General features: G+C 61.6%; 23 protein-coding genes. 14 read left to right on the top strand and 9 right to left on the bottom strand.

Annotation, left to right across the window (positions count from 1 at the left end; all coding sequences use genetic code 11):
* Positions 1-47: 47 nt before the first annotated feature.
* Positions 48-1,037, bottom strand: a complete 990-nt coding sequence (deoC, locus tag VWZ85_RS02975) for a deoxyribose-phosphate aldolase (RefSeq protein WP_340546884.1) — start codon at positions 1,035-1,037, stop codon at positions 48-50.
* A gap of 281 nt (positions 1,038-1,318) precedes the next feature.
* Here deoC and VWZ85_RS02970 point away from each other — a divergent pair, with 281 nt between their 5' ends.
* From VWZ85_RS02970 to VWZ85_RS02935, 8 genes are all read left to right on the top strand, one after another.
* Complete coding sequence (locus tag VWZ85_RS02970) at positions 1,319-2,272, top strand: metal ABC transporter solute-binding protein, Zn/Mn family (protein WP_416587279.1); 954 nt, start codon at positions 1,319-1,321, stop codon at positions 2,270-2,272.
* A 14-nt stretch (positions 2,273-2,286) separates the two neighbouring features.
* Positions 2,287-3,135: a metal ABC transporter ATP-binding protein gene (locus tag VWZ85_RS02965; protein ID WP_416546625.1), complete on the top strand. Its 849-nt coding sequence runs from the start codon at positions 2,287-2,289 to the stop codon at positions 3,133-3,135.
* On the top strand, positions 3,135-4,340 hold the full coding sequence (locus VWZ85_RS02960; RefSeq protein WP_340546881.1) for a metal ABC transporter permease: 1,206 nt from the start codon (positions 3,135-3,137) through the stop codon (positions 4,338-4,340). The genes VWZ85_RS02965 and VWZ85_RS02960 overlap by 1 nt, the downstream gene beginning before the upstream one ends.
* Entirely contained in the window at positions 4,337-5,266 is a 930-nt protein-coding gene (locus VWZ85_RS02955) for a metal ABC transporter permease (RefSeq protein ID WP_340546880.1), read from the top strand. The genes VWZ85_RS02960 and VWZ85_RS02955 overlap by 4 nt, the downstream gene beginning before the upstream one ends.
* A gap of 78 nt (positions 5,267-5,344) precedes the next feature.
* Positions 5,345-7,294 (top strand): DNA mismatch repair endonuclease MutL, encoded by a 1,950-nt coding sequence (gene mutL, locus VWZ85_RS02950; protein WP_340546879.1) that lies wholly within the window; start codon positions 5,345-5,347, stop codon positions 7,292-7,294.
* The gene (locus VWZ85_RS02945) at positions 7,294-8,523 is read left to right on the top strand and encodes a DNA recombination protein RmuC (protein ID WP_340546878.1); all 1,230 of its coding nucleotides are present in this window, start codon (positions 7,294-7,296) and stop codon (positions 8,521-8,523) included. The genes mutL and VWZ85_RS02945 overlap by 1 nt, the downstream gene beginning before the upstream one ends.
* The gene (locus VWZ85_RS02940) at positions 8,523-9,824 is read left to right on the top strand and encodes an adenylate/guanylate cyclase domain-containing protein (RefSeq protein ID WP_416553374.1); all 1,302 of its coding nucleotides are present in this window, start codon (positions 8,523-8,525) and stop codon (positions 9,822-9,824) included. The genes VWZ85_RS02945 and VWZ85_RS02940 overlap by 1 nt, the downstream gene beginning before the upstream one ends.
* Positions 9,825-9,953: 129 nt before the next feature.
* On the top strand, positions 9,954-10,277 hold the full coding sequence (locus tag VWZ85_RS02935) for a DUF3775 domain-containing protein (protein WP_340546876.1): 324 nt from the start codon (positions 9,954-9,956) through the stop codon (positions 10,275-10,277).
* A 159-nt stretch (positions 10,278-10,436) separates the two neighbouring features.
* Here the strand turns inward: VWZ85_RS02935 and VWZ85_RS02930 are convergent, their stop codons facing one another.
* From VWZ85_RS02930 to VWZ85_RS02900, 7 genes are all read right to left on the bottom strand, one after another.
* Positions 10,437-11,579 (bottom strand): saccharopine dehydrogenase family protein, encoded by a 1,143-nt coding sequence (locus VWZ85_RS02930; protein WP_416587044.1) that lies wholly within the window; start codon positions 11,577-11,579, stop codon positions 10,437-10,439.
* Between the two features lie 32 nt (positions 11,580-11,611).
* Complete coding sequence (locus VWZ85_RS02925) at positions 11,612-12,664, bottom strand: saccharopine dehydrogenase (protein WP_416587042.1); 1,053 nt, start codon at positions 12,662-12,664, stop codon at positions 11,612-11,614.
* Between the two features lie 10 nt (positions 12,665-12,674).
* Positions 12,675-13,289, bottom strand: a complete 615-nt coding sequence (locus tag VWZ85_RS02920; RefSeq protein WP_416587278.1) for a glutathione S-transferase family protein — start codon at positions 13,287-13,289, stop codon at positions 12,675-12,677.
* 48 nt (positions 13,290-13,337) lie between these two features.
* Entirely contained in the window at positions 13,338-13,988 is a 651-nt protein-coding gene (locus tag VWZ85_RS02915; RefSeq protein ID WP_416542584.1) for a histidine phosphatase family protein, read from the bottom strand.
* A 313-nt stretch (positions 13,989-14,301) separates the two neighbouring features.
* Complete coding sequence (locus VWZ85_RS02910) at positions 14,302-14,529, bottom strand: WGR domain-containing protein (protein ID WP_340546872.1); 228 nt, start codon at positions 14,527-14,529, stop codon at positions 14,302-14,304.
* Positions 14,530-14,630: 101 nt separating this feature from the next.
* Positions 14,631-15,335 carry a response regulator transcription factor gene (locus VWZ85_RS02905; protein WP_340546871.1) on the bottom strand — a complete coding sequence of 235 codons (705 nt, stop codon included), beginning with the start codon at positions 15,333-15,335 and terminating at the stop codon, positions 14,631-14,633.
* Positions 15,332-17,233 carry a PAS-domain containing protein gene (locus VWZ85_RS02900; RefSeq protein WP_416536731.1) on the bottom strand — a complete coding sequence of 634 codons (1,902 nt, stop codon included), beginning with the start codon at positions 17,231-17,233 and terminating at the stop codon, positions 15,332-15,334. Before VWZ85_RS02900 ends, VWZ85_RS02905 begins: the two co-directional genes overlap by 4 nt.
* A 270-nt stretch (positions 17,234-17,503) precedes the next feature.
* On the opposite strand from VWZ85_RS02900, the gene VWZ85_RS02895 reads away from it, so the two are divergent.
* The 3 genes from VWZ85_RS02895 to VWZ85_RS02885 all read left to right on the top strand — a co-directional run bounded on the left by VWZ85_RS02895 (position 17,504) and on the right by VWZ85_RS02885 (position 21,415).
* Positions 17,504-19,447 carry an AMP-binding protein gene (locus VWZ85_RS02895; protein ID WP_416537832.1) on the top strand — a complete coding sequence of 648 codons (1,944 nt, stop codon included), beginning with the start codon at positions 17,504-17,506 and terminating at the stop codon, positions 19,445-19,447.
* A 97-nt stretch (positions 19,448-19,544) separates the two neighbouring features.
* Positions 19,545-20,354 (top strand): ABC transporter ATP-binding protein, encoded by an 810-nt coding sequence (locus VWZ85_RS02890; RefSeq protein ID WP_340547244.1) that lies wholly within the window; start codon positions 19,545-19,547, stop codon positions 20,352-20,354.
* 74 nt (positions 20,355-20,428) lie between these two features.
* Entirely contained in the window at positions 20,429-21,415 is a 987-nt protein-coding gene (locus VWZ85_RS02885; RefSeq protein WP_416536730.1) for a branched-chain amino acid ABC transporter permease, read from the top strand.
* A gap of 57 nt (positions 21,416-21,472) precedes the next feature.
* Here VWZ85_RS02885 and VWZ85_RS02880 read toward each other — a convergent pair whose 3' ends face one another.
* Positions 21,473-21,817 carry an SHOCT domain-containing protein gene (locus tag VWZ85_RS02880; RefSeq protein WP_416536729.1) on the bottom strand — a complete coding sequence of 115 codons (345 nt, stop codon included), beginning with the start codon at positions 21,815-21,817 and terminating at the stop codon, positions 21,473-21,475.
* Positions 21,818-21,919: 102 nt separating this feature from the next.
* Here VWZ85_RS02880 and VWZ85_RS02875 point away from each other — a divergent pair, with 102 nt between their 5' ends.
* From VWZ85_RS02875 to VWZ85_RS02865, 3 genes are all read left to right on the top strand, one after another.
* Positions 21,920-22,177: a hypothetical protein gene (locus tag VWZ85_RS02875; protein WP_416587040.1), complete on the top strand. Its 258-nt coding sequence runs from the start codon at positions 21,920-21,922 to the stop codon at positions 22,175-22,177.
* A 3-nt stretch (positions 22,178-22,180) separates the two neighbouring features.
* Positions 22,181-23,257 carry a branched-chain amino acid ABC transporter permease gene (locus VWZ85_RS02870; protein ID WP_340546866.1) on the top strand — a complete coding sequence of 359 codons (1,077 nt, stop codon included), beginning with the start codon at positions 22,181-22,183 and terminating at the stop codon, positions 23,255-23,257.
* Between the two features lie 90 nt (positions 23,258-23,347).
* On the top strand, positions 23,348-24,631 hold the full coding sequence (locus VWZ85_RS02865) for an ABC transporter substrate-binding protein (RefSeq protein ID WP_340546865.1): 1,284 nt from the start codon (positions 23,348-23,350) through the stop codon (positions 24,629-24,631).
* The last annotated feature ends 84 nt before the right edge of the window (positions 24,632-24,715 follow it).

Here is a 24,715-nt window from a genome sequence, read left to right as displayed (position 1 = left end):
GAAGCGGGCCGGAGGCCCTTCAGGCATCCGGGGGTGGCATCTGAAGGTTAGGCCAGCGCGTGGCGGTAGCCGGCGGAATAGGCGCCGGTGACATGGTGTTCGAGCTGCCGTTCGATATCGCCCAGCAGGCTGGACGCGCCAAAGCGGAACAGATCCGGCTGCAGCCAGCGGTCGCCCAGCTCGTCCTTGATTAGCGACAGATATACCAGCGCATCCTTGGCCTTTGAGATCCCACCAGCGGGTTTGTAGCCAACGCGGTAGCCGGTGCGCTCGTGATAGTCGCGGATGGCGCGGATCATGACCAGGCTGACCGGCAGCGTGGCGTTGACGCTTTCCTTGCCGGTCGAGGTCTTGATGAAATCAGCACCCGCCATCATGCAGATCAGCGAGGCACGCGCAACGTTACGCAATGTGCCCAGCTCTCCGGTGGCGAGGATGGCCTTTACATGTGCGTCGCCACAGGCCTCGCGGAAGGCTTTCATCTCATCATAGAGAGCCTGCCAATTGCCGGACAGCACGTGACGACGGGAGATCACGATATCAATCTCCTTGGCCCCGGCCTTCACACTTTCTTCGATCTCGGCGAGGCGCAGGTGAAACGGCGACAGGCCGCCGGGGAAACCCGTAGACACGGCGGCCACCGGAATACCCGTGCCCTCCAGCGCGTCGACAGCGGTTTCGATCATGTCGTGGTAGACGCAGACCGCGCCGGTGGTGATCGGCTCCATGCCGAGCGCGGTCATCAGGTCGCTGCGCACAGGCTGGCGCGCCTTGGCACAAAGCCGTTGCACACGCCCCACGGTGTCATCACCGGAGAGTGTGGTCAGGTCAATCAGCGTGATCGCCTTCAGCAGCCAGGCCGCCTGATAGTCTTTCTTGACGCTGCGCCGACCTGGCAGCGTGGCACAGCGACGTTCGATGGCGGAGGTGTTTGCCTCAACCCCAAGCGCCCAGTCCAGATCCAGCTCCATGCCGGGGTTACGCGGTTCGCCCACCTGCGGCAGCTGCGCGGTGTGCTCTGCAATTTGGCTTTCCATGCCGGGAATCCTCATTCGAGTTCGGTGCGAAAATCGCACGACCACCCAAGCTTGGCAAGCAAGGGCAGGGTTGTCTGGGGTAAAATTTTGACTGTTTGGACAAAAATTATCTATTCTTGCGAACCGTTCTCATTTCTTTTTGCGAATAAGTCGCATTTTCATTGACAGGACATCGCTGAGCGCTCTTATTGATGTCAGATGACAATCAGAGGATCAGCTCCATGCGTTCGAAGCTCAGCACATCAATGAAGATCGCCCACAAGCTGGTGCTGGCTGCTATGATGGCCTTTGTCGGGCTCGTTGCCGCGACGTTCGGCAGCTCAGACGGCGCTGCTACGCGGGCGGATGCCCCGCTGAAAGTGGTGGCAACAACCGGCATGATCGCCGATGCCGCCCGCCAGGTTGGCGGTGATGCAGTCGAGGTGCGCGCCCTGATGGGACCCGGGGTAGACCCGCACGCCTATCGGCAGACACGGTCCGATATCGTGGCGATGACCCGTGCAGATCTGGTGCTGTGGCACGGTCTCTATCTTGAGGCACAGATGGAAGAGTTCTTCCACGATCTGGCGCGCAAACGCACGGTGGTTGCCGTCGCCGACGGTCTGGACAAGGACAAGCTGCGCGGCCATGACGCCTATGCAGATAAATATGACCCCCATGTCTGGATGACCCCGGCCCTGTGGAAGGACATGGTCGCAGAGGTTCAGGCGGCGCTGAGTGATGCGCGTCCGGATCAGGCCGATCTTTTTGCCGCCAATGCAGCGGCGCATCTGGCAGAGCTGGATCAGCTCATCGCCTACGGCAACGACATCCTGGCCCAGGTGCCGGTCGAAAATCGGGTGCTGGTCACGGCACATGATGCCTTTGGGTATTTTGGCCGTGACTTCGGGTTTGAGGTGCTGGGCATTCAAGGCATCTCCACCCAATCCGAAGCCGGCCTCAATCGCATTGGCGCGCTGGTCGATATGCTGGTGGCGCGTCAGATCTCTGGCGTCTTTGTCGAAAGCTCGGTTTCGGATCGTTCGATGCGTGCCCTGATCGAAGGGGCAGCGGCGCAAGGTCATGAGGTTCGCATCGGCGGAGAGCTGTTCTCCGACGCGATGGGCGCCGATGGCAGCTATGAGGGCACCTATGTCGGGATGCTGGATCATAATATGACCACTATCGCGGCTGCTCTTGGCGCCAAGGTGCCACCTAAGGGCATGTCCGGCCGCCTGTCCGGTGCCGGATTTTGAAGGGAACCGATGAGATGAGCGTGGAACTGGCTCGCGACAATGGCGCGCCCGCTGCCGCTGAGGGAATCACCCACAGCCTTGACAGGTCGCCGCTGGCCATCAGGGGGCTGACCGTAACCTACGGCGAGAAGCCAGCCGTTTTCTCTGTCGATATGACAGTGGAGCCGGGACGGATGACGGCCATCATCGGCCCGAATGGAGCTGGTAAATCGACCTTGCTGAAGGCCGCGCTTGGCATCGTGCCACCAGTTTCAGGGCGGGTGCAGGTCTTTGGCAAGCCGCTGGACAGCCAACGGGCCCGCATTGCCTATGTCCCGCAACGGGCCAGCGTCGACTGGGATTTCCCGACACGGGTGATTGACGTTGTAATGATGGGGCTCTACCGCGAGTTGGGCCTGCTGGGCCGCATCACCGGACGCCATCGCACCGAGGCGCAGGCCTGTCTGGACCGTGTCGGGATGGGCGATTTCGCCACCCGCCAGATTGGCCAGCTGTCCGGGGGTCAGCAGCAACGGGTCTTTCTGGCGCGGGCGCTGGCTCAGGGAGCAGATCTTTATCTGCTGGACGAACCCTTTGCCGGTGTCGATGCCGCGACCGAGAAGGCCATTATCGCGGTGCTGAAACAGCTGCGCGCAGATGGCAGGACAGTGGTTGTGGTGCATCACGATCTTGCCACCGTCGGCGAGTATTTCGACAATGTATTCTTGATCAACACACGCAAAGTCGCAGAGGGTCCGGTTGCACAGGCCTTTACCGCCGAAACCCTGCAAAGCGCCTATGGCGGACGGTTGGCCACTGCGCAGGTTGACCAGCTGGCCGTGGCACCCGGATCTATTCTCCCACAGAGCGGCGGGCCATTCTGATGCTTTGGGACGCCCTGCTGCTGCAAATGGGCTATAATGCGACGCTGGTCGCAATTGGCGCCACATTGCTTGGCATCGCCGCCGGCATCACCGGAACCTTCCTTTTCCTGCGCAAACGGGCGCTGGTCAGCGATGCCATCAGCCATGCCACCTTGCCCGGTGTCGGGCTTGCCTTTCTGGTAATGGTCGCGCTTGGCGGCGATGGTCGCAATCTGGCCGGTCTGCTCCTTGGGTCGGCACTCTCGGCGATGGCCGGGCTGTGGTGCCTCAACTGGCTGACCCGCCGTACCCGTCTGGCCGAGGACGCCGCGATTGGCGCCGTGCTCTCCGTGTTCTTCGGGTTCGGCATCGTGATCCTGACGGTGATCCAGACGCTGGGGGTGGGCCGTCAGGCCGGGCTGGAGGGGTTCCTGCTTGGCTCTACGGCAGGCATGTTGTGGAACGATGCGCTGGTGATTGCGGGAGGTGGCGCGGCCACGCTGCTGTTGATTCTGCTGCTGCGGCGCCCGATGACCCTGGTGGCCTTTGACCCTGAGTACGCCGCGTCACAGGGTGTCTCCGTCTCCCGTATCGACATGATGATGATGGGGCTGGTGATGGCTGTCACCGTTGTCGGGCTGAAAATCGTCGGCCTGATCCTGATCGTGGCGCTGCTGATCATCCCGGCCGTCACCGCCCGGTTCTGGACCGAGCGGTCCGATCTGGTGGTGCTGCTGGCTGGCGGTGCCGGCGGGCTGTCAGCCTATCTTGGTGCGGCAGTATCAGCATCGGCGCCGAACCTGCCCACCGGACCTATCATCGTCCTGATGAGCTTTGGCCTCTTTGCCCTGTCGCTTCTGCTGGCTCCCAATCGCGGGGTGCTGGCGGCTGTGCTGCGCCATCGGCGGTTTCAGCGCCGGGTTCATCTGCGCCAGGGGCTGCTGGCATTGGCGCAGGATCAGGTGATCTATGAGCCGCTGACCCTGCGATTGCTGCGCCAGCGTGGCCTCTTACGCGCCGATGGGGTGCCCACGGAACAGGGCCGCGCCCGCGCCGCCAAGGCGCTGCGAGACGAACATCGCTGGGCGCTGGTGCGCAGCGACCAGACACATGAGGCGGCAGCGGCGCTATATGATGGGCTGCGCGAGATAGAGACGGTTCTGACTGCCGACCAGATTTCCGACATTGACCGCCGCATGGGCGGCCCCCGTGAGGTTCTGCCATGAGCGGCGCTGAATTTGTCCCGTTGTCCCTGACACCTCTGCTGATCGGTGTCTTTGCCGCCGTCGCCTGTGCGCTGCCGGGGAATTTCCTGCTGCTGCGTCGGCAGGCGCTGATTGGCGATGCCATCAGCCATGTTGTTCTACCGGGTATCGTTGTTGCTTTCCTCCTGACCGGGGTGATCGCAGCGGGTCCGATGATGCTGGGGGCCGCTGGAGCCGCCATCGTTGCCGTGGTTGTGATCGAACTGATCCGCCGCCTTGGCCGGATCGAGCCGGGGGCCGCCATGGGCGTGGTCTTCACCACCATGTTCGCAGGCGGGGTTTTGCTGCTGGAGCAGACCGATACATCGGCGGTTCATCTGGATGTGGAACACGCGCTCTACGGCAATCTCGAAAGCCTGATCTGGCTTGATGCCACCGGCTGGGAATCGCTGCTGGATCCGGTGGCGCTCAGCTATTTGCCGACCGAGCTGCTGCGCATGGGGCTGACCTTGATCGGGGTCACCGTCTTTATCGCGCTGTTCTGGCGCCCTCTTAAGATTGCGACCTTTGATGAGGGGTTTGCCCGCACGCTGGGTATCCGCACCGATCTGTTGGGGCTGGGGTTGGTGATCACTGCTGCAATCGCCGCCGTTGCGGCCTTTGATGCAGTGGGGTCGATCATCGTGATCGCGATGTTCATCTGCCCGCCGGCCGCTGCGCGGATGATGTCGAACCAACTGGAGGGTCAGTTGGGCTGGAGCGTCGGGTTTGCTGTGGTTTCAGCGGTTGTCGGCTATGTCCTGGCGGGCTATGGCCCGCTCTGGCTTGGCGCTGCGGACGCCGTAAGCGCCGCCGGGATGATCGCAACGGTTTCGGGTCTGTTGCTGGCGATTGCGGCACGGTTCGGCCCGTGCCGTCACCGGGCCGGGGCGCCAGCAGGGGTCTGATCAACAGGCTGCTGACTGCGCCCGACAGGACGGATTGCGGCTGGAAGAATCGCGCGGCGGCATGCTAAATATTGCGGCATGGCATATGCAGACCCCCAAATCAGCGACAGTTCACAACCGATCATCCGGCAGCTTGATGACAGTGCCATCAACCGCATCGCTGCGGGAGAAGTGGTCGAACGCCCTGCTTCGGCGGTCAAGGAACTGGTGGAAAACGCCATTGATGCGGGGGCCTCTCGGATCACCATCGACATCGCGGATGGTGGCAAGACGCTGATCCGGGTGACCGATGATGGCTGCGGCATGGCACCGGCAGATCTACCGCTGGCGCTGTCGAGACATGCCACCTCCAAGATCGACGGCTCTGACCTGCTGAACATCCATACCTTCGGCTTTCGCGGTGAGGCGCTGCCATCACTCGGCGCTGTCGGACGGTTGAGCATTACCAGCCGCGCCAAGGGACACGAGGCCGCGAGGATTCGCGTCGCCGGTGGCCAGATGGAGCCGGTGAAACCTGCCGCCCTGCGCGCAGGCACCGTGGTTGAGCTGCGGGATCTGTTCTACGCCACGCCCGCCCGGCTGAAGTTCATGCGCAGCGACCGCGCCGAGACGCAGGCCATTGGCGACGTCATCAAGCGGCTGGCGATGGCGGAACCATCGGTTGGCTTTACCTTGCGTGATGTCTCCGGCGGCGGTGAGGGGCGGGTGACCTTTCGCGCGGACCCGCTGTCGGGTGATCTTTTCGATGCGCTGCACGGGCGGCTCACGACGGTTCTGGGGCGCGAATTTGCGGAAAACGCGCTCAAGATTGATGCCACCCGAGAGGGGGTCCGGCTTTTTGGCTATGCGGCCTTGCCGACCTATTCGCGGGGCGCCGCGGTGGCGCAGTTCCTTTTTGTGAACACCCGACCGGTTAAGGACAAGATGCTGACCGGTGCCCTCAGGGCGGCTTATTTCGATTTTCTCAGCCGCGACCGCCACCCGGCAGCGGCGCTGTTTCTGGACTGCGATCCGGCGCTGGTTGATGTGAACGTCCACCCCGCGAAGTCCGAGGTCCGGTTTCGCGATCCCGGTGTGGCGCGGGGTCTGATCGTCTCAGCGCTGCGCCATGCGCTGGCGGAGGCCGGTCATCGGGCCTCGTCCACGGTTGCCGGCGCGACCCTGGGGGCGATGCGCCCAGAAGCCACCTCGTCAGATCCGGCCGGCGCTGGCGGCCCGCGGATCTACCAGATGGATCGGCCGTCAATGGGCGCGCGCAGCCTTTCTTATGCAGCCCAACAACCAGAGAGCTTCGCGCCTGCTCCCGCTCATCCGGCGCAATCGGTGTCGCCCGGCTTTGCTGAGCTGGCCAGCGCCTATAGCGGCCGTGTGACAGAGGCGCCCAAAGGTGCGATGGCCCCGGGTCAGCCCTCGGACAGACCCGAAACCTCCGCGCCCGGGGCCGAGCATCTGCCGCTTGGTGCCGCACGCGGGCAGGTGCATGAGAACTACATCATTGCCCAGACTGCCGACGGTATGGTGATCGTCGATCAGCACGCCGCCCATGAACGGTTGGTCTACGAGAAGCTGAAACGCCAGATGGCCGAGACCGGCGTCGCTGCGCAGGCCCTGCTGATCCCCGAGATCGTCGAGCTCAGCGAGGGGGATTGTGCCCGTATCCTGGCGGTGGCCGATGATCTGGGCCGCTTTGGTCTGGGCATCGAAGCCTTCGGTGGCGGCGCCATCGCTGTGCGTGAAACCCCGGCCATACTCGGCACTGTCAATGCCGCGGCGATGGTGCGCGATATCCTTGATGAGCTGGATGATCAGGGCGAAAGCCAGCTGGTTCAGGCCAAGATCGAAGCCATCCTAAGCCGGGTTGCCTGCCATGGGTCCATCCGCTCGGGCCGCTGGATGCGCGGCGAGGAAATGAACGCCCTGCTGCGCGAAATGGAAGCAACGCCGCATTCCGGGCAGTGCAACCACGGGCGTCCCACCTATGTCGAGCTGAAACTGGCCGATATCGAACGTCTGTTCGGGCGGAGCTGATGGAGTCGGTCCTGCTCTTTCTTGAGCGCGCGGAGCCGCAGATGCTGGTGCTTCTGGGGATTGGTGGTCTGATGATGGTGGGTCTCGTCATGCTGCTGCGCAGCCATGCACGCGCTGCCGCGAGCATGGCCCCGATCGCACAGCAGATGGCTCATCTGGGACAAAGCGTTCAGCAGTTGCGCGGCGGGCTACAGCATGTCTCCGACGCGCAGGCCAATGCGCAGATGCAGATGATCCAGACCGTTGAGACCCGGCTCGGCGCTGTGCAGCAGCAGGTCAACGACCGTCTCTCCGACAACGCGCTGCGGCAGGCCCGCGCGCTGGCCGAGATGCAGGAGCGCTTGCAAGAGAGCCTGCACGGGTCGACCAAACGCACCGTCACCTCGCTCACTCAATTGCAGGAGCGGCTGGCGGTGATTGACAAGGCGCAGGACAATATCACGAAGCTGTCGGGTGATGTCCTGGGGCTTCAGGACATCCTGGCAAACAAGCAGACGCGCGGCGCTTTTGGTGAAATCCAGCTGAATGATATCGTCTCCAAGGCGCTGCCCTCTGACAGCTATGCCTTTCAGCACACGCTGAGCAACGGCAAGCGCGCCGATTGCCTGATCCATCTGCCCAATCCCCCCGGTCCGATCGTGATCGACAGCAAATTTCCGCTGGAACCCTATGAGGCGCTGCGCAACGCCGAGACACCGGAGCAGCGCGCCAGCGCCGCGCGCCAGCTGAAGGCGGCATTGCGGGGCCACATCCGGGCGATTTCAGAGAAATACATACTGGAGGGCGAAACGGCGGATGGCGCGCTGATGTTCCTGCCCTCCGAGGCTGTTTATGCCGAACTCCATGCCAATTTTTCCGACATTGTGCGTGAGGGCTTCTCCGCCAAGGTCTGGATCGTTTCGCCAACCACCTGCATGGCCACGCTGAACACGATGCGCGCCATTCTCAAGGATGCGCGGATGCGCGAACAGGCCGGCGCGATCCGCAGCGAGCTGGGACTTCTGCATAAGGATGTCGAACGTCTGGGCGACCGGGTGGGTAATCTGGACCGCCATTTCGGCATGGCGGCAAAGGACATCGCGGAGATCAAGATCAGCGCTGACAAGGCCGGACGCCGGGCGCAGCGGCTGGACAACTTCGACTTTGAAGAAATTGCCCCGACATCAGCTGGCATCGGTCAGCCCCCCGATCCGGTAAATGTCGTTCCGCTGGGGCGTTCCGATAGCTGATGCAACAGACCACCATCGCTCCTCTGCTGAACACGGCCTCAATCGCGGCAGAGCGGCTGGTGTCGGTTCTGCGGATCGCGGTGACGCTGGGCCTGTTTGCCGTATTCGTGGTGACGATGTCGGGGGTGGACTTCAGCTCTCTGGCGCCCTTCCTGCATCGTCAGCTGCTGTTTGCGCTATTGACGATGTTTGCCTATCTGACCCTCGGTATCGTTACCTTTGCTGCGACGACATTCGGGTGGTTCCGGCCCTGGATGTCCTGGATCAGCGTGACGGCGGACTGTGCCTTTCTGCTCTTCAATGTCTGGTTCAGCCTTGAGAACAGCAACTACCCCGGAGGCGTGGCGCTGCTGCTGCCGCCGGCCTGGCTGGTTCCGCTGGTGCTGGCCTACGGTGTCATGCGGATGGACCCGCGCCTGCAGCTGTATACGACGGTTCTGCTGACCGGTGGGCTGGGGATCCTGATCTTCTGGCCGGTGACCCGGCTGGATGTGGGGCAGATGGGCAGTCTGTACAGCGTGCTGGACAGCCCGGCAAACGTGATGAAGCTGACAATGATCCTGCTGGCCGGATTGGTCATGGTTGTGGCGGCTGCGCGGATGCGGCGATTGTTTTACCGGGAGCTGACGGCGGCCGAGGCGCGTGCCAACCTGACCCGCTATCTGCCGGCGCAGGTGGCCGATCAGCTCGCGGATGGCGGGCTTTCGGCGCTGCAACAGGGCCAGCGCCAGCCGATGGCCGTGATGTTTGTCGATATCCGCGGCTTTACCCGCTGGTCGGAATCACGTGATCCGCAGGAGGTCGGAGATTTCATCACCGCATTCCGCAATGAGGTGGAATTCAGCGCCACCCGGCATGGCGGAATGATCGACAAATATATGGGCGATGCGGCAATGCTGCTGTTTGATGATGCGCCTGTGGCGCGCGGCGGCGCAAATGGCGCCGCCCGGGCTCTGGCCTGTGCGGCGACGCTGAGCGAGGCCATTCACCGCTGGTCGGACCGGCGCGTCGCTGCGGGCGAGCCGCCGGTGGACATTGGCATCGGCGTTCACGCAGGTGAGGTGTTTTCTGGTGTTGTCGGCAATGCGGCGAGGCTGGAATATTCGGTCTTTGGAGATGCGGTCAACACCGCCTCCCGCCTCGAGCAGCACAGCAAGACCGTTCCGCTGACCATCATTGCCTCAGCTGTTACGTTTGAGATCGCAGGTATCGCCCCCGCGCGCCAGCGTTGGGTTGCCCTGGCGCCGGTGACGTTGCGCGGGCGCAGCAGGCTGATCGAGATCTACGCCAAAGACAGCTGATCCGTCGCGCGCCGGCCTCCCCGGGGGCGCGGTCTGGCGGCTTCTGCGGTTCTTGCCCCAGATCAAGGACAGCCACGCGGCAATGGGGTCTGATCCTCATGAACAGCGCGGACAATGGAGGACGAGCCCATGCTGGAGATCAGTGCCCGAAAGGTGGCGCAAGTGGCCATGATGGCGCGCGAGCTATCGCGCGCCGAGGGGGAACTCAGGGCGTTTATCGACCGCATGGGCGAGGATGAGCAGGCCGAGCTGGTTGCGATCATGTGGATTGGCCGAGGCAGTTTCGACGCCGACGATCTGGAGGAGGCCATCGCAACCGCTCAGCAGGAGGCGACCACGCCGACTGCGGATTACCTGATCGGGACACCACATCTGGCGGATAATCTGGAATCCGGCTTGGACGCGCTGGGGATTGATGTTCAGAGCGTCGAAGAGGATGTCATCGGGCGCTGAGCGTTCCGCTGACGGGTTGCGATGGCAGATCGGTATGGCAGGGGGCGCCGAGGTGTGGCGCCCGCATGGCCTGTCGCGCCGGGGCCCTGCCCCGGACCCCGGGATATTTGGGGCCAGAAGATGGCTATCTTCCGCGCAGTCGGTAGCCGGGGCGTGGGTTCAAGACGTGCTGTCGACCACCTCGAGATGCTGGGCCAGCGCACCGATCTTACCCATCCACTGATCCACCAGATCGGCGTCGCTGGGCGCGGCGCTGACGCCGGGAGCGATTTTGCCGTTGATGGCAGCCTCGATGGCGAAGGACACCGGGTAGGAGACCAGCCGCGCCATCGCCGTGCCGCGTTCGTCACCCCAGGCATCCATCACATAGGTCTTGTGCCAGACTTCGGCACCGTCTTTTTCGGCTTTCAGCCCGACGCAAAGCACCACGCGGTCTGGCTCACCGTCGTCATAGGCATTCTCTGCCCAGAATTGATCCGACATTTCCTTGAGCCGGGCATCGCCTTCGGCGCCCGATAGTGTCTCGACCTCCTTGAAGACATCCGCCCAGGCATCGGCCCAGCCGTTGAGGCGCAGGGTGCCGCGAACGAATTCTTTTACTTTCCAGTCCGCGCCGAATTCATACTGCGCCATGAAAGGGAGCGAGTCGCGGTTCGGATAGACTTCGAAGCTTTCGGATGCGGGCAGCGGTGCCTCGTAGGAGGAGATCGCATCCCAGGGGCGGGCGACGTCCAGCGCCTTGAAATCGCGGATCGACTTCGACGGGGAGCGCAGCGCCTTCAGCACGCCGAGCGGCGACCAGCTGAATTTGTAGCGGAACGGGTTCGGTGTCTTGGGGATGCCGCCGCAGTAGGAGATAAAGCTGATCTCATTGTCCGCATCGAAGGCCTTGGAGGCCTTATAGTCGGCAACCAGCGCATGGGCCATCAGGTGGTCGATGCCAGGGTCGAGGCCAACCTCGTTGATCAGGCAGACACCGGCGTCCTTTGCCCGCTGGTCCAGCGCGCGCATCTCCGGGGCGATGTAAGAGGACGACACGAAATGGGCGCCATGCTCAATTGCCAGCTCAGCCAGCGGCACATGCCAGTCACCGGGCAGCATCGAGACGATCACATCCCTGGGGCTGAGCATCTGGCCCAGATTGGCAAGGCTGAAGGCATGGATATTGGTTGTCAGATCGCCTATTGCATCGCGCGCCTTATCGGGAGTGCGGTTCCAGACCGCGACGTCATGGCCCGCCTCAAGCAGGCGGCGCAGGCCAGGGATTGCGGACAGGCCGGTGCCGCACCAATGGATTGTCATTGTCAGTCTCCGTTGTTTGGTTCCGGCGATGGTCAGCCCGGAAGATGGTCCTTGAAGGTGGTTTCCGCCCGGCCCCAGACGCCACTGGCAAGATCGGTAAGGGTCAGCAGGGAGGGCAGCAGCTGGGCTGCATAGTCTTCGGAGCTTTCGACCGGCAGCATCGAAGGCAGGTTATCAATCGCCATGACGTCCAGTACGGGATCCTGGGCGACCCGCAGGGCAGGGGCCTCCCATGTGGTGGCGCGGTCATAGACCGGAACCGGGTTGTAGTCGCTATCGGGATCGCAGGCGACATCGCCGATGGCGGTCAGCCGACGATCAGCCGTCAGCGCCTCTTGCGGGACGAAGACAGGCGTGCCGGGGCGTGCGAAGATGCAGTTGAGAAAGAGATCATGGGCCAGAATTTCGGGGAAAGGGCCGCCGCTGGCGGTTTCTGCCATATCCCATTTGGTGACCGCGACACCCATCGCCTCGCAGAGATCGGCGGCCCCGGTGCCGACCCGGCCCAGGGCGCCAATGACGATGGCCGAGGGGCGGTCGGTTTTCAGACCATCCAGCTCTGCGCTCAGCTCGGCAAGCAGCGCATCCTTGCCCTCGTAGACGCCAACCGGGCCGCAGAGCTCACCGCGCTGCTGCGCGGCCCAGGTTTTCAGCGTGACGGCCGCACCGGCATAGCCGGCCCAATAGCCGAAGGCCGCAACCCGGCGGCCACTTTCATCGACCAGATATTCCAGATCGTACAGCGTGCCGCCGCCGGCCTGGAACCGTTCAAGAAGCGCTTTGCCGGAGTGCTGCCCCTTGTAGGCATGTCCGAACATGATGTGGCGGTGCGGCAGCGGAGTGCCATCTTCGGGCAGTTCTTTCAGGCCGAAGATGATGGCGTCGCGGGGGGCCTCGGGCCAGCTGTTCTCTGCCGCGATCTCGCAGCCGGCGTCAATGTAGCCCTGCAACGGGATGGCGCGGACCGTGCTTTCCTCGACCGTGACCTTCAGCCCGGCGTCGATGAGCGCTCTGGCACCTTCGGGCGTCAGGCCAACCCGTTCTTCATTCGGGCGCTGTTCGGCCCGTACCCATAGATGTGTCATGTCTTGTCCTTTACAGCATGCCCTTGGCGGTCACCGCGTGCACCGAGTCACGCTGTTCCATAGCCGCCATGAAGGTCTGAATTTTCGGGTAGTTGGCGAGGGTCACGCCGTCGCCCTCCAGCCAGGTGCAGATCACATAGAGATAGCAATCCGCCAGGCTAATGGTGTCGCCCAGCACGTAAGGGCCACGCAGTCCGAACTGGCTGATATAGTCGCAGGAGGCGGCCATGGTCTGTGGCACCTTGGCCTGCATGTCCTTGAAGCTGGAAGTCTTGCTGGCCCAGCGGCTTCCGCGCAGTTTATGGGCGTGGTTCACATGCATGGTGGAGGCGAGATAGAACATCACCTCACGCATGCGGGCCAGCAGGACCGCCTCGCGGGGGCGCAGAGCGGCATCGGGGGCCATATCGGCCACATATTCCAGCAAGGCGCCGGTTTCCGTCAGGATGCCGCCATCCACCACCAGCGCCGGGACACGGCCCTTGGGGTTGATCTGGGCATAGGCGGTGCCAAGCTGTTCCTTGGCTGCGAAATCAATACGGATCGGCTCGTAGTCCAGTCCGGCCTCTTCCAGCGCGATGGCGACGGCCACCGAAATCGTCCTGGGTGCATAATAGAGCTGCATCATCCTGTCCCTCCCTCAGATAGTGCGGTCCCCGGTCGGATGTCGGGCCTACAGATGGGTCTGTGCGTAATGCCGGTCCGGGGCTTCCAGATGGGGCACCGCGTTGAACAGCACCGGACTCAGCTGACCGCCGATCGCGTGCAGCCGGTGCATCGAACTGTTCATGATCGCGAGCGCCATGCGCGCCATTCCGGTGGTATCCAGCCCCATCGCCTGCCGCATGGCCATCGCGATCAGCCCGCCGGATGTAACCACCAGGGCCGGCCCGTCGCCTGCGGAGATCTCGGCCAAGGCGGAGCGAGTGCGGGTTTCAAAGTCTCGCCAGCTTTCTGGCGGGTTGGTGATCTCATCCGCAGCCCAGGCGGAGAAAACCTTGGGCATGTGCTCGATGAACCCTTCCCGTTCGGTCGGGATCTTCAGCCCGTGCTGGGCCTGCATCGCCTCGGCCAGATTGAAGTATTCCATTTCGTTCAGTCGCGGATCCTGCATCACGTTTTCAAGCCCCATGGCAGTCGCGGTTTGCAGATGGCGGGTCAGCGTGCCGCAATAGACGCGGGTGTAATGCGCGCGCGTCTCGCTCAGATGCGCGCCAAGCCAGCGTGCCTGCTGATGGCCCAGATCGCTCAACCGGTCATAGCTCGCTTCGTCGCGGGCGCTGGTGTTGGCCTGTCCGTGGCGGATCAGCGTGATATGCGTCATGGCGTGTTCCTTTGCGTCCGGGCAAGTCTTAAGCAAGCTTTTCAACGGTGGAAAGGGCCAGTTGTCGATTTCGGATCCAATCCAGTCGGGCGGCACGGTGACAGGTAAATTAGGTCCGGTTCGGACCAAATGTTTCGCGTGCGAAACAAACGAACAAAAGCTTAACGAAGAACCACGCAAAAGACCTTGTTTTACGGCTGTTGCGCAATGGGCGCGCGGGGGATTGGGCCGCCGTAAACCGGCGCGCTGTACGGTGGGTGAAAGGGGATCTTGAGCTGATGGGCGATGGCGGTATGTGGAGGCTTATCGCCGATCAGGCGCGGTCATAGCCCCGTTTCAGCATGCGTTTGCGGTGCTGATCCGCCGCGATTGAGGCTTCGCGCAGGTTGCCGTAGATATTGATGGCGCTCTGCCCGCTGCCGCCGGCCACCCCCCATTCCCTGAGAACGGAGACTTCAGCGAAGAGGTTCATCGCAAGTTCGATCCGATAGAAGCGCGGGACCCGCGCCGGGTGTTGGCGATAGAGCAGACAGGTAGCCATACCCGAATCATATCGCCGTCGATTCGCTGCGTCCAGTCCGAGCTTTGGCCAGAGTACTCCCAGAGCTTTGGCGGCTGGATTTCGAGCCGACGGCGGCGTGATCAGAGCCAGCTGACATCGCCGAGGAAGATATAGCCGGCGCCGTAGATCGTCTTGATCAGGCGCGGGTTCTTCGGGTCTTCGCGCAGCTTGGTGCGCAATCGCGAGATGCGCACATCCATGGCCCGATCAAAGCTTTCGCCAGCACCACCGCCGAGGCTTTCTTGCATCTGGGCGCGGGAAATCAGCCGTTTCGGGCTTTCCAGGAACAGCCGCAGCACCTCGCCCTCGGCATGTGAAAACGGGGTCTCTGCGCCGCTGTCATCTTCAAGGATGTAGCGATCGAAATGCGCGGTCCAGCCAGAAAACGAGGCGCTGTTTCCCGTGGTTGCCGCGGTGCGGGGGCCCCCGCGCAGCCGGGCGCGGATGCGCGCCACCACCTCGGCCGGGTCAAAGGGTTTGGTGATGTAATCATCTGCCCCGAGCTCCAGCCCGGTAACACGGTCCTGTACCTGTGCGCGTCCAGAAATGATGATCACGGCCGCCCCCTGTTCCAGTGCGAGGCGATGCACCAGCGCCAGCCCATCGGTATCGGGCAGCGAGAGATCGACAAGGCAGACATCGGGAGTCACCCGATTGAGAGAGGCCTCAAATTCGCGGGCGCGGGCAAAGCTCTGGGTGCGAAATCCGGCTTCCTCCAGCGTGTCGGTCAGGATGCGGCGGATCTCCGGCTCGTCGTCAAGAATGGTGATCAGGGGTCGGCTCATGCGGCGGGTTCCGATTTGATCAGCGCTGAAAGCTGATGAGTGGTAAAGGGTTTCTGCAACACCGGGCAACGTTTCAGCGCCATGCGGAACAGAGGATCGCTGGTCGGCAGGGACGTCATCAGAATGCAGGGCAGGCGAGAGCCCTGCAAGCGGTCGACCAGGTCGATCCCGGTGGCGCTGCCCTGCAGCTTGATATCCGACAGGACCAGAGAGATGCCATCGATATCTGCGGTCAGCGCGCAGGCCTCGTCGACGCTTGTGGCCTCAACCACCGCATAGCCGAGATCTATCAGCATATCGCGGAAGGTGGCGCGCAGCTCCTCGCTGTCCTCCACCAGCAGTGCCAGCCCGCCAGCAGCATCAGGGGCCAGGCGGTATGGAATGCGCAAGGTCACGCTGGCACCGGAAACGGTATTGCCGATCCGCATGTCCCCACCGGTGGATTTGGCCATATCGTAGACCATCGGCAGGCCCAGACCTGATCCTTCGCCGCCCTTGGTGGTGAAGAAAGGGTTCAATGCCTTCTCCAGCGCGGTTTTGGAAAAGCCCGGTCCGGTGTCGGTAACGCTGAGTTCAAGCCAGGTTTGCCCGACGACATGGGCGCTGACAGTGATCTGACCCTGACTGCCGCAGGCGTCACGTGCGTTCAGAATAAGGTTCAAAAGGGCATCCTGCAGTTTGCCCGGATCCAGCAGCAGCCGCACATCCGGCGTGTGATCCACGATGCTAAGGCCCATGCCCTGGGGCAGCGAAGGCGTCGCCAGGACCTTCAGCTCTTGCAGAAGGCCGTGCAGATCGGTGGCGCGTGGACGCAGGCTGCGGTGTCCGGTCATCTCGGCAATACGGTTGAGGAGGCGCCCGCCACGGCGGGCAGCGGAGAGCGTGGCCTGAACCAGATCGGCCGCCTCCGGGGTCAGATCGGATTTTGCCAGTTTGCCCTGCATCCCGAGGATGATGGTCAGGAGGTTCGAGAAATCATGCGCCAGCCCGCTGGTCATCTGAGCGGCCATTTCGCGGCGGCGGGCCTGTTGCAGGGCGACACGGGTCTGGGTTTCCTCGGTCACATCCATCGACAGGATGAACACGCCGCCGGTGTCATCGGGGGTGAAGGCCACCCGGATCCGGCGGCTGTCATGGCTTTCAGTGAACTCGAACACCGGGCTTTCGCCCTGGTAGGCCGCCATCAGATGCGGTGCAATCTTGTCATAGGCGGCCGCGCCGAGCGCCTCTGCGATATGCGTGCCGAGGATTTCGGACGGACGGCTGGGAAACACCGAACTGAGGCGCCGGTTGGTATAGGTATAATAGCCCTCGGCGTCGACATGGGCGATATGGGCGGGCATCATCTCGGTGGTCAGGCGGGTGCGCGCTTCCATCTCCGTGAGCTGACGCTTCGCCTCTTCCAGTGCGGTGATCGTCGCGGCCAGTTTGCGGTTGGTGGCTGACAGCTCTTCGGTATGGGCGATCAGCTGATCGGACATTTCCTCGGACCGGGCGCGCAACAGCTGTTCAATTCGCTTGGTCCGGGTGATGTCGGTGTAGACCGTGACCCAGCCCCCCTGAGGCAGAGGTGCCCCTTCGATAGAGATCACCTGGCCGTTGGCGCGTTCGCGTTCCAGATAATGGGGCACGAAATCCAGCGCCTGATCAACGCGCTGCTGCACGAACCCCTCGATATCATCGACCGGGCCATATTCGCCGCTGGTGGCAATATGCCGGATCGTCTCGTCAAAGCGTGCACCCGGGGTGATCAGCGCATCGGGCAGGTCGAACATCTCCTGAAAACGCTGATTGCACACCACCAGGCGCAGCTCGCTGTCATAGATCGACATCGCCTGGGCAATCAGGTTGAGCCCGGCGGTGGTCATTGTGGCGCGGTGTTTCTCGGATCGGTTCATGCTGTCTCCCCGCCGCATGGCTAGCATCCCGACGGGCCTGCGCAAAGAGCTTAGCCTGCGACAGGGGGCCCCGGTGGGACGATCTGCGTTCGCTGGGCGAACGGCTGTTACAATTCGTAAGATTTGGGAAAACTTCAGGAAAAAGTTGACGCAATAGCATGAGGCCGTCCCTAATCGGGATCAGAATCGCGGTTAGCGATCAGTCCGGCCGCATGGGTCGGAAAGGGGAGGAGAAAGAACGTGGCTCAGACGCAGTCGGGTGCCGCAGGGATGATGTCCCTGCCGGCGCTGCTTGAACGCAATGCGGCGCAGTTTGGCGATCGCCAAGCCTATCGGGAAAAGGAATTCGGCATCTGGCAATGCTGGACCTGGTCCGAGACCCAGAAGGAGATCGAGGCGCTGGCGCTTGGGTTGATCAATCTGGGCGTCAACGAAGGCGACTTTATCGCCATCATCGGGCGCAACCGTCCGTATCTCTACTGGGCGATGGTTGCGGCACAATCCGTGGGCGCGGTGCCGGTGCCGCTCTATCAGGACGCGGTGGCGGAAGAGATGGCCTATGTACTGGGCCATTGCGGTGCGCGGTTTGTGATTGCGGGTGATCAGGAACAGGTCGATAAGGTCATCGAGGTTCAGGAAGAGCTGAGCAATCTGGAGCAGATCATCTATCTGGATCCGCGTGGTATGCGGAAATATGATCACCATGCGCTGCATCAATATTCCCACGTTCAGGATCAGGGCCGCGCGGCACGCGACGAATGGGCCCCCGATCTGGAAGCCCGCAAGGCCAAGCTGACCTACGACAGCACCTGCGTCATGCTCTACACCTCCGGCACCACGGGCAAGCCGAAGGGTGTCGTCCTGTCCAACCGCAACGTGATCGAAAGCGCCAAGAACTCGGCGGAGTTCGACCGGCTGACGGCGGGAGAGAACATCCTGTCCTATCTTCCGATGGCATGGGTCGGGGATTTCATTTTCTCGATCGGGCAGGCCTATTGGTGCGGCTTCTGCGTGAACTGTCCCGAAAGCGCCGAAACGATGATGACCGACCTTCGCGAGATCGGTCCGACCTATTTCTTTGCGCCGCCACGTGTCTTTGAAGGCCAGCTGACCAGCGTGATGATCCGTATGGAAGACGCGAGCACGCTGAAGCGCAAGATGTTCCACCACTTCCTGGCACATGCAAAAAAGGTGGGCGGCGACATTCTCGACGGGCGTCCGGTAGGCCTGATGGACCGGCTGAAGTACAAGCTGGGCGATCTGCTGGTCTACGGTCCGTTGAAGGATACGCTGGGCTATGGCCGTATTCGCGTCGGCTACACTGCGGGCGAGGCAATCGGGCCGGAAATCTTTGATTTCTACCGCAGTCTGGGCATCAACCTCAAACAGCTCTACGGCCAGACAGAGGCGACGGTGTTCATCACCGTGCAGCCTGATGGTGAGGTGCGCGCAGATACGGTGGGGGTTCCGGCCCCGGATGTGGAGATCAGGATCGCCGAGAATGGCGAGATTTTCTATCGGTCGCCGGGCACCTTTGTTGAATATTACAACAACCCGGAATCCACGGCCTCGACCAAGGATGCCGAGGGTTGGGTGGCCACTGGTGATGCGGGTTTCTTTGAAGAGGGCAGCGGCCATCTGCGCATTATCGACCGTGCCAAGGATGTCGGAAAAATGGCGGATGGCGCGATGTTTGCGCCCAAATACGTCGAGAACAAGCTGAAGTTCTATCCGGATATTCTGGAGGTCGTGCTGTTCGGCAATGGCAGGGACCGCTGTGTTGCCTTCATCAATATCGATCTGACGGCAGTCGGCAACTGGGCAGAACGGAACAATATCGCCTATGCGTCCTATCAGGAGCTGGCGGGGCATCCGAAAGTTCTGCAATCCATCAAAGAGCATGTTGAAAAGGTCAATGAGTCCGTGGCTCAGGACCGGATGCTGTCCGGCTGCCAGGTGCATCGCTTTGTTGTGCTGCACAAGGAACTGGACGCAGATGACGGCGAAATGACCCGGACGCGGAAGGTCCGCCGCGTGGTGGTCGAAGACAAATATGCCGACATCATTGCGGCTCTTTACGATGGCTCGTCACAGATTTCGACACGCACCGAGGTGACTTACGAAGATGGCCGCAAGGGCGCGATCAGTGCCACGCTGGATATCATTGATGCCAAGGTCGTACCGGTGACCCCACAAGCGGTGGCTGCCCAATGAAACGGATTATGACAGGCGCTGCGTCGATGCGGTCGGCGGCGGCGCGGAGCCACAGCACATCAACCAACAAGGCGAAAGGCGTGGTGTCGTGAAGGATATGGAAGACGGCTATATCACCGAGGACGGGCGCAAGATCGGCGGCGTGGTGATGGAGATGAAGAACATCACCCTGCGCTTTGGCGGCGTGGTGGCGATCAAGGATATCTCGTTTGATATTCGCGAAGGCGAGATCCGGGCCATCATCGGCCCCAACGGTGCGGGCAAATCCTCGATGCTGAACGTGATCTCGGGCTTTTACGTCCCACAGGAAGGTGAAGTTCTGTTTCGCGGCAAACCCCGCCCGCAGATGCGCCCCTACGAGGTGGCCCGTCAGGGCATCGCCCGGACATTCCAGAATATCGCGCTGTTTGACGGGATGAGCGTGCTGGACAACGTGATGACCGGGCGGCTCAACTTCATGAAGACCAATCTGCTTCAGCAGGCGATCTGGCGTGGCAAGGCGGAGGCCGAGGAGACCGAAAACCGTGCGGCGGTTGAGCGGATCATCGACTTTCTTGAGATCCAGCACATCCGCAAAACGCCTGTGGCACGGCTGCCTTATGGTCTGAAAAAGCGGGTTGAGCTGGCGCGGGCGCTGGCGGCGGAGCCAAAGCTGCTGCTGCTGGATGAACCTATGGCGGGGATGAACGTCGAGGAAAAAGAGGACATGTCCCGCTTTATCCTGGATGTGAACGACGAGTTTGGCACCACCATCGCGCTGATCGAACACGACATGGGCGTGGTTATGGATCTGTCCGACCGGGTTGTCGTGATGGATTACGGCAAGAAGATCGGCGACGGCACGCCCGAGGAAGTGCGCAACAATCAGGATGTGATCGACGCCTATCTGGGGGTCAGCCATGACTGATGAGCGATTGGGTGGAAAAATTTTCGAAAATTTTTGGCAAGTTTCTTTGAGGAAACTTGCAGGAGGAGAGCGGGATGCCTGAACAACTCGTCTTTGCGATGGAGGTCACGCTGAATGGCCTGATGGCTGGAGTGCTCTATGCGCTGGTCGCGCTGGGGTTTGTCCTGATCTACAAGGCCTCGGGGATCTTCAACTACGCCCAGGGCGTGATGGCATTGTTTGCCGCGATGACTCTGGTTGGGATCATGAACGGGCAGGTTCCGTTCTCCCATGTGATCAACGCGATCTTTGGCGGGCATGTCACCCATTTTGGCTGGACCGTGCCGTCCTTTGTGGCGATCGTCATGACGGTTGGGGTGATGGTTCTCCTGGCCTGGATGGTCCAGCAATTCGTGATGCGCCATCTGGTTGGCCAGGAACCGATCATCCTCTTTATGGCCACCATTGGACTTGCCTATTTCCTCGAAGGGGTGGCGGATCTGATGTGGGGCTCGGAGATCAAGACGCTGGACGTCGGTCTGCCGCAGGGCATCAACCTGTGGATCGACGAGACCACCTATCAGATCTTTGATTATGGTTTCTTCATCGACAATCTCGACATTGTTGCGACCATCATCGCGGCACTGCTGGTGGCGGGGCTGGTGGCCTTTGCGCAATATACCAAACAGGGGCGCGCCATGCGGGCGGTGGCCGACGACCATCAGGCGGCGCTGTCAGTTGGCATTTCGCTGAATTTTATCTGGGTACTGGTCTGGTCTGTCGCGGGGTTTGTCGCGCTGGTCGCCGGGATCATGTGGGGCACGAAGTCTGGCGTGCAGTTCTCGCTGTCGCTCATTGCGCTGAAGGCTCTGCCGGTATTGATGCTGGGCGGTTTCACCTCGATCCCCGGCGCAATTGTTGGCGGGCTGATCATTGGCGTAGGCGAAAAACTGTTCGAATTCATGGTCGGCCCGATGGTCGGGGGCGCGACGGAAAACTGGTTTGCCTATGTTCTGGCGCTGCTGTTCCTGGTGTTCCGCCCGCAAGGTCTGTTCGGGGAGAAGATCATTGAACGGGTCTGATGCGCCTTGGCATGGCGTGCGGCCCCGATCTTTCGGGACCGCGTCGCGGTGGCTCCGTCAACCTTCCAGACGTCGGAAGGCCGCGATGACGATGGCTGCAAACACGGTGACAACCAGCGTGAAGGCTATCGTCAGATCGCCGATCAGCTGTCCGACAAGCACCGTCATGGCCGCCGCCGCGCAGAGCGCAAGCAGCAGCATGCCCCAGGCACCCGGCGCAACATCGCCTGAAGGCCGCACTGCGGTCCGAGCCACTGGCTGGCGGCTGGCCTGCGGCAGCACCGTTGCCTCCTCGACCGTGTTCAACAGCCGGGTCTTGGCCTTTGTGAACTCCTCGGGAGATATCTCTCCCCTGTCCCGCGCAGCCTCTAGCTGCCGGATTTCCTGCAAGATTGCACTCATCGTTCCCACTCACTTTTCCCACGATGAAGGTGGCAGAAAGATTTGGACGAAATGTGGCGAAAGCCAGAAATCCGAAGAAATGGTTAACGCCGGAGGCGGCCGATGACGAAGCTGATCGCCATCATCAATGTCATTGCCTGGGCCGGGTTCTGGGCCTTTGGATATCTGGCGCTGACCGCCGAAGGGTTTTCCGAAGCACAGGTGGTCACAGCATCGCTGTTGGCGGCGGCGGGGCTGATTACCGGGGTTCTTGCCTATCTGCGACTGGCCCGTGCTGCCGAGTTAAGCGGTTACGCCAGCAAGACAAATCAACTCGACGCGAGTCTTAGAAACCGCGCGCAGCAAGAAGGGAGCATCTGAGTCATGTTCTATCGTGAAGCCGGAGATTTCAAAACCTCCTACCAAGATGACAGCCAGACCTTCCCGATCAAATTCGACCGGATCCGTTATTATGTGGTGCTGGCACTGGCGTTTCTGGTGGTTCCTTTTGTGATAAATGACTATTGGGCCAACGCCATTCTGCTGCCGTTTCTGATCTATTCGATCGCGGCGATCGGCCTCAATATCCTGGTGGGATATTGTGGTCAGGTGTCGCTGGGCACCGGTGGTTTCATGGCGGTGGGGGCCTATGCCTGCTACAAGCTGATGACCGCCTTTCCAGAGGTGAGCATGTTCATTCATGTGTTGCTGGCGGGCGGGATCACTTCGCTGGTCTGCATCGCCTTTGGCCTGCCGTCGCTGCGCATCAAGGGATTCTATCTGGCGGTGGCGACACTGGCGGCGCAGTTCTTTCTGGTGTGGCTCTTTAACCGGGTGCCTTGGTTCTACAACTACTCGGCCTCCGGCCAGATCAGCGCGCCTGAGCGGGATGTGTTCGGCATCCTCATCACCGGCCCCAATGCTCCGGCTTGGGCCACCTATATGTTCAGCCTGATTTTCCTGGCGTTTTGCGCACTGGTGGCCCGCAACCTGACCCGTGGCACGATTGGGCGCAGCTGGATGGCGATCCGTGACATGGACATCGCCGCCGAGATTATCGGGGTGAACCCGCTGAAGGCCAAGCTGTCGGCCTTTGGTGTGTCGGGCTTCTTTATCGGTGTCTCCGGCGCGCTGTTCTTTTCCGTCTATCTTGGTGCGGTTGAAGTCGGCGAGGCCTTTGGCATCAACAAGTCGTTCCTGGTGTTGTTCATGGTGATCATCGGCGGTCTGGGGTCGATTTTCGGCTCTTTTGCCGGGGCGGCGTTCCTGGTGCTGCTGCCGGTGGTTCTGAAGGTTGTCGGCGTTGATGTGCTGGGCTGGCCCACCGATATCGTCGCCCATATTCAGCTGGTGATTGTTGGTGCGTTGATCGTGATCTTCCTGATCGCCGAACCGCATGGCATCGCCCAGCTGTGGCGCGTTGCCAAAGAAAAACTGAGACTCTGGCCGTTCCCGCACTAAGCGGGGTCAGCCAGGCAAGACCGCGGGGAAACAACAAGATCAAACCCCGTTTCGACCCACATCGGACAATTCAAGGGAGGATGAGACCCGATGAAAATGAAACTGACGACTCTGGCGCTGGGCGCCATGATGGCCGCTGGCCCTGCGATGGCAGACCTGGTGTTCCCGTCGCTGAGCTATCGCACCGGCCCCTATGCCGCCGGTGGCATCCCCTTTGCCGACGGCTATGCGGATTACTTCACCCTGGTCAACGAGCGTGACGGCGGCATCAATGGTGTGAAGGCCAAGGTCATCGAATGCGAGACCGGCTATAACACGGAAAAAGGTGTGGAATGCTATGAGGCGACCAAAGGCGAAGGCGCGCTGGTCTATCAGCCGCTGTCCACCGGCATCACCTATCAGCTGATCCCGAAAGTGACGGCGGACGGCATCCCGCTGCACACCATGGGCTATGGCCGGACATCGGCAGCCAATGGCGAAGTGTTCAGCAATGTCTTCAACTATCCTGCCAACTACTGGGATGGTGCGTCAGGGATCATCAACTATCTGCTTGAGGAAAACGGCGGTGATCTGAACGGCAAGAAAATCTCGCTGCTGTTCCATAACTCCGCCTACGGCAAAGAGCCGATCCGCACGCTGGAAGAGCTGTCCAAGAAGCACGGCTTCACCCTGTCGACCCTGCCGGTGGATCACCCCGGTCAGGAACAGAAGTCCCAGTGGCTGCAAATTCGCCGTGATCGCCCGGATTTCGTGATCATGTGGGGCTGGGGTGTCATGAACCAGGTTGCCATTCAGGAGGCCGCCAACATTCGCTATCCGATGGAGAATTTCATCGGTGTCTGGTGGTCCGGCGCCGAGCATGACGTGATGGCTGCGGGCGACAAGGCCAATGGATACAAGGCCGTGACTTTCCACGGTGTTGGTCGTGACTTCCCGGTGTTCGATGACATCCAGACGCATGTCGTTGACAAGGGGCTTGCGGCTGGTGCCGGCGATCAGATCGGTAACGTGCTCTATAACCGCGGCATGTATGCGGCGATGTTGGCCGTTGAAGCGGCCAAGACCGCACAGGAGATCCACGGCACCAATGACATCACTCCGGCGATGATGCGTGACGGCATGGAAGCTCTGGAGATGCCCGAGGCACGGATGTCGGCGCTGGGTATGCCGTATTTCGGCCCGTCCTTTAACGTCTCCTGCGAGAACCACGGTGGCCCCGGCCTGGTTGGTATGACCCAGTGGGATGCCTCGAGCAAAACCTGGAACCTGATCAGTGACTTTGCCCCGAGCGATCGCGACGTGATCCAGCCTCTCATCGAGGAAGATTCCATGGCTTATGCCAAGGAAAACAACATTGAGGTGGGCTGCAAGTAACGCAGTTTGGTCTGCCCCCGGCTTTCGGTCGGGGGCGGACCTGGCGAACCGCGTCGCTGCTGGCGCGCATATCATCCGGTGCGG

It is taken from the genome of Phaeobacter sp. JH20_29 (assembly GCF_048056175.1).
Lineage (GTDB): Bacteria > Pseudomonadota > Alphaproteobacteria > Rhodobacterales > Rhodobacteraceae > Phaeobacter > Phaeobacter bryozoorum.
This window is presented reverse-complemented; position numbering and strand designations above follow the sequence as displayed.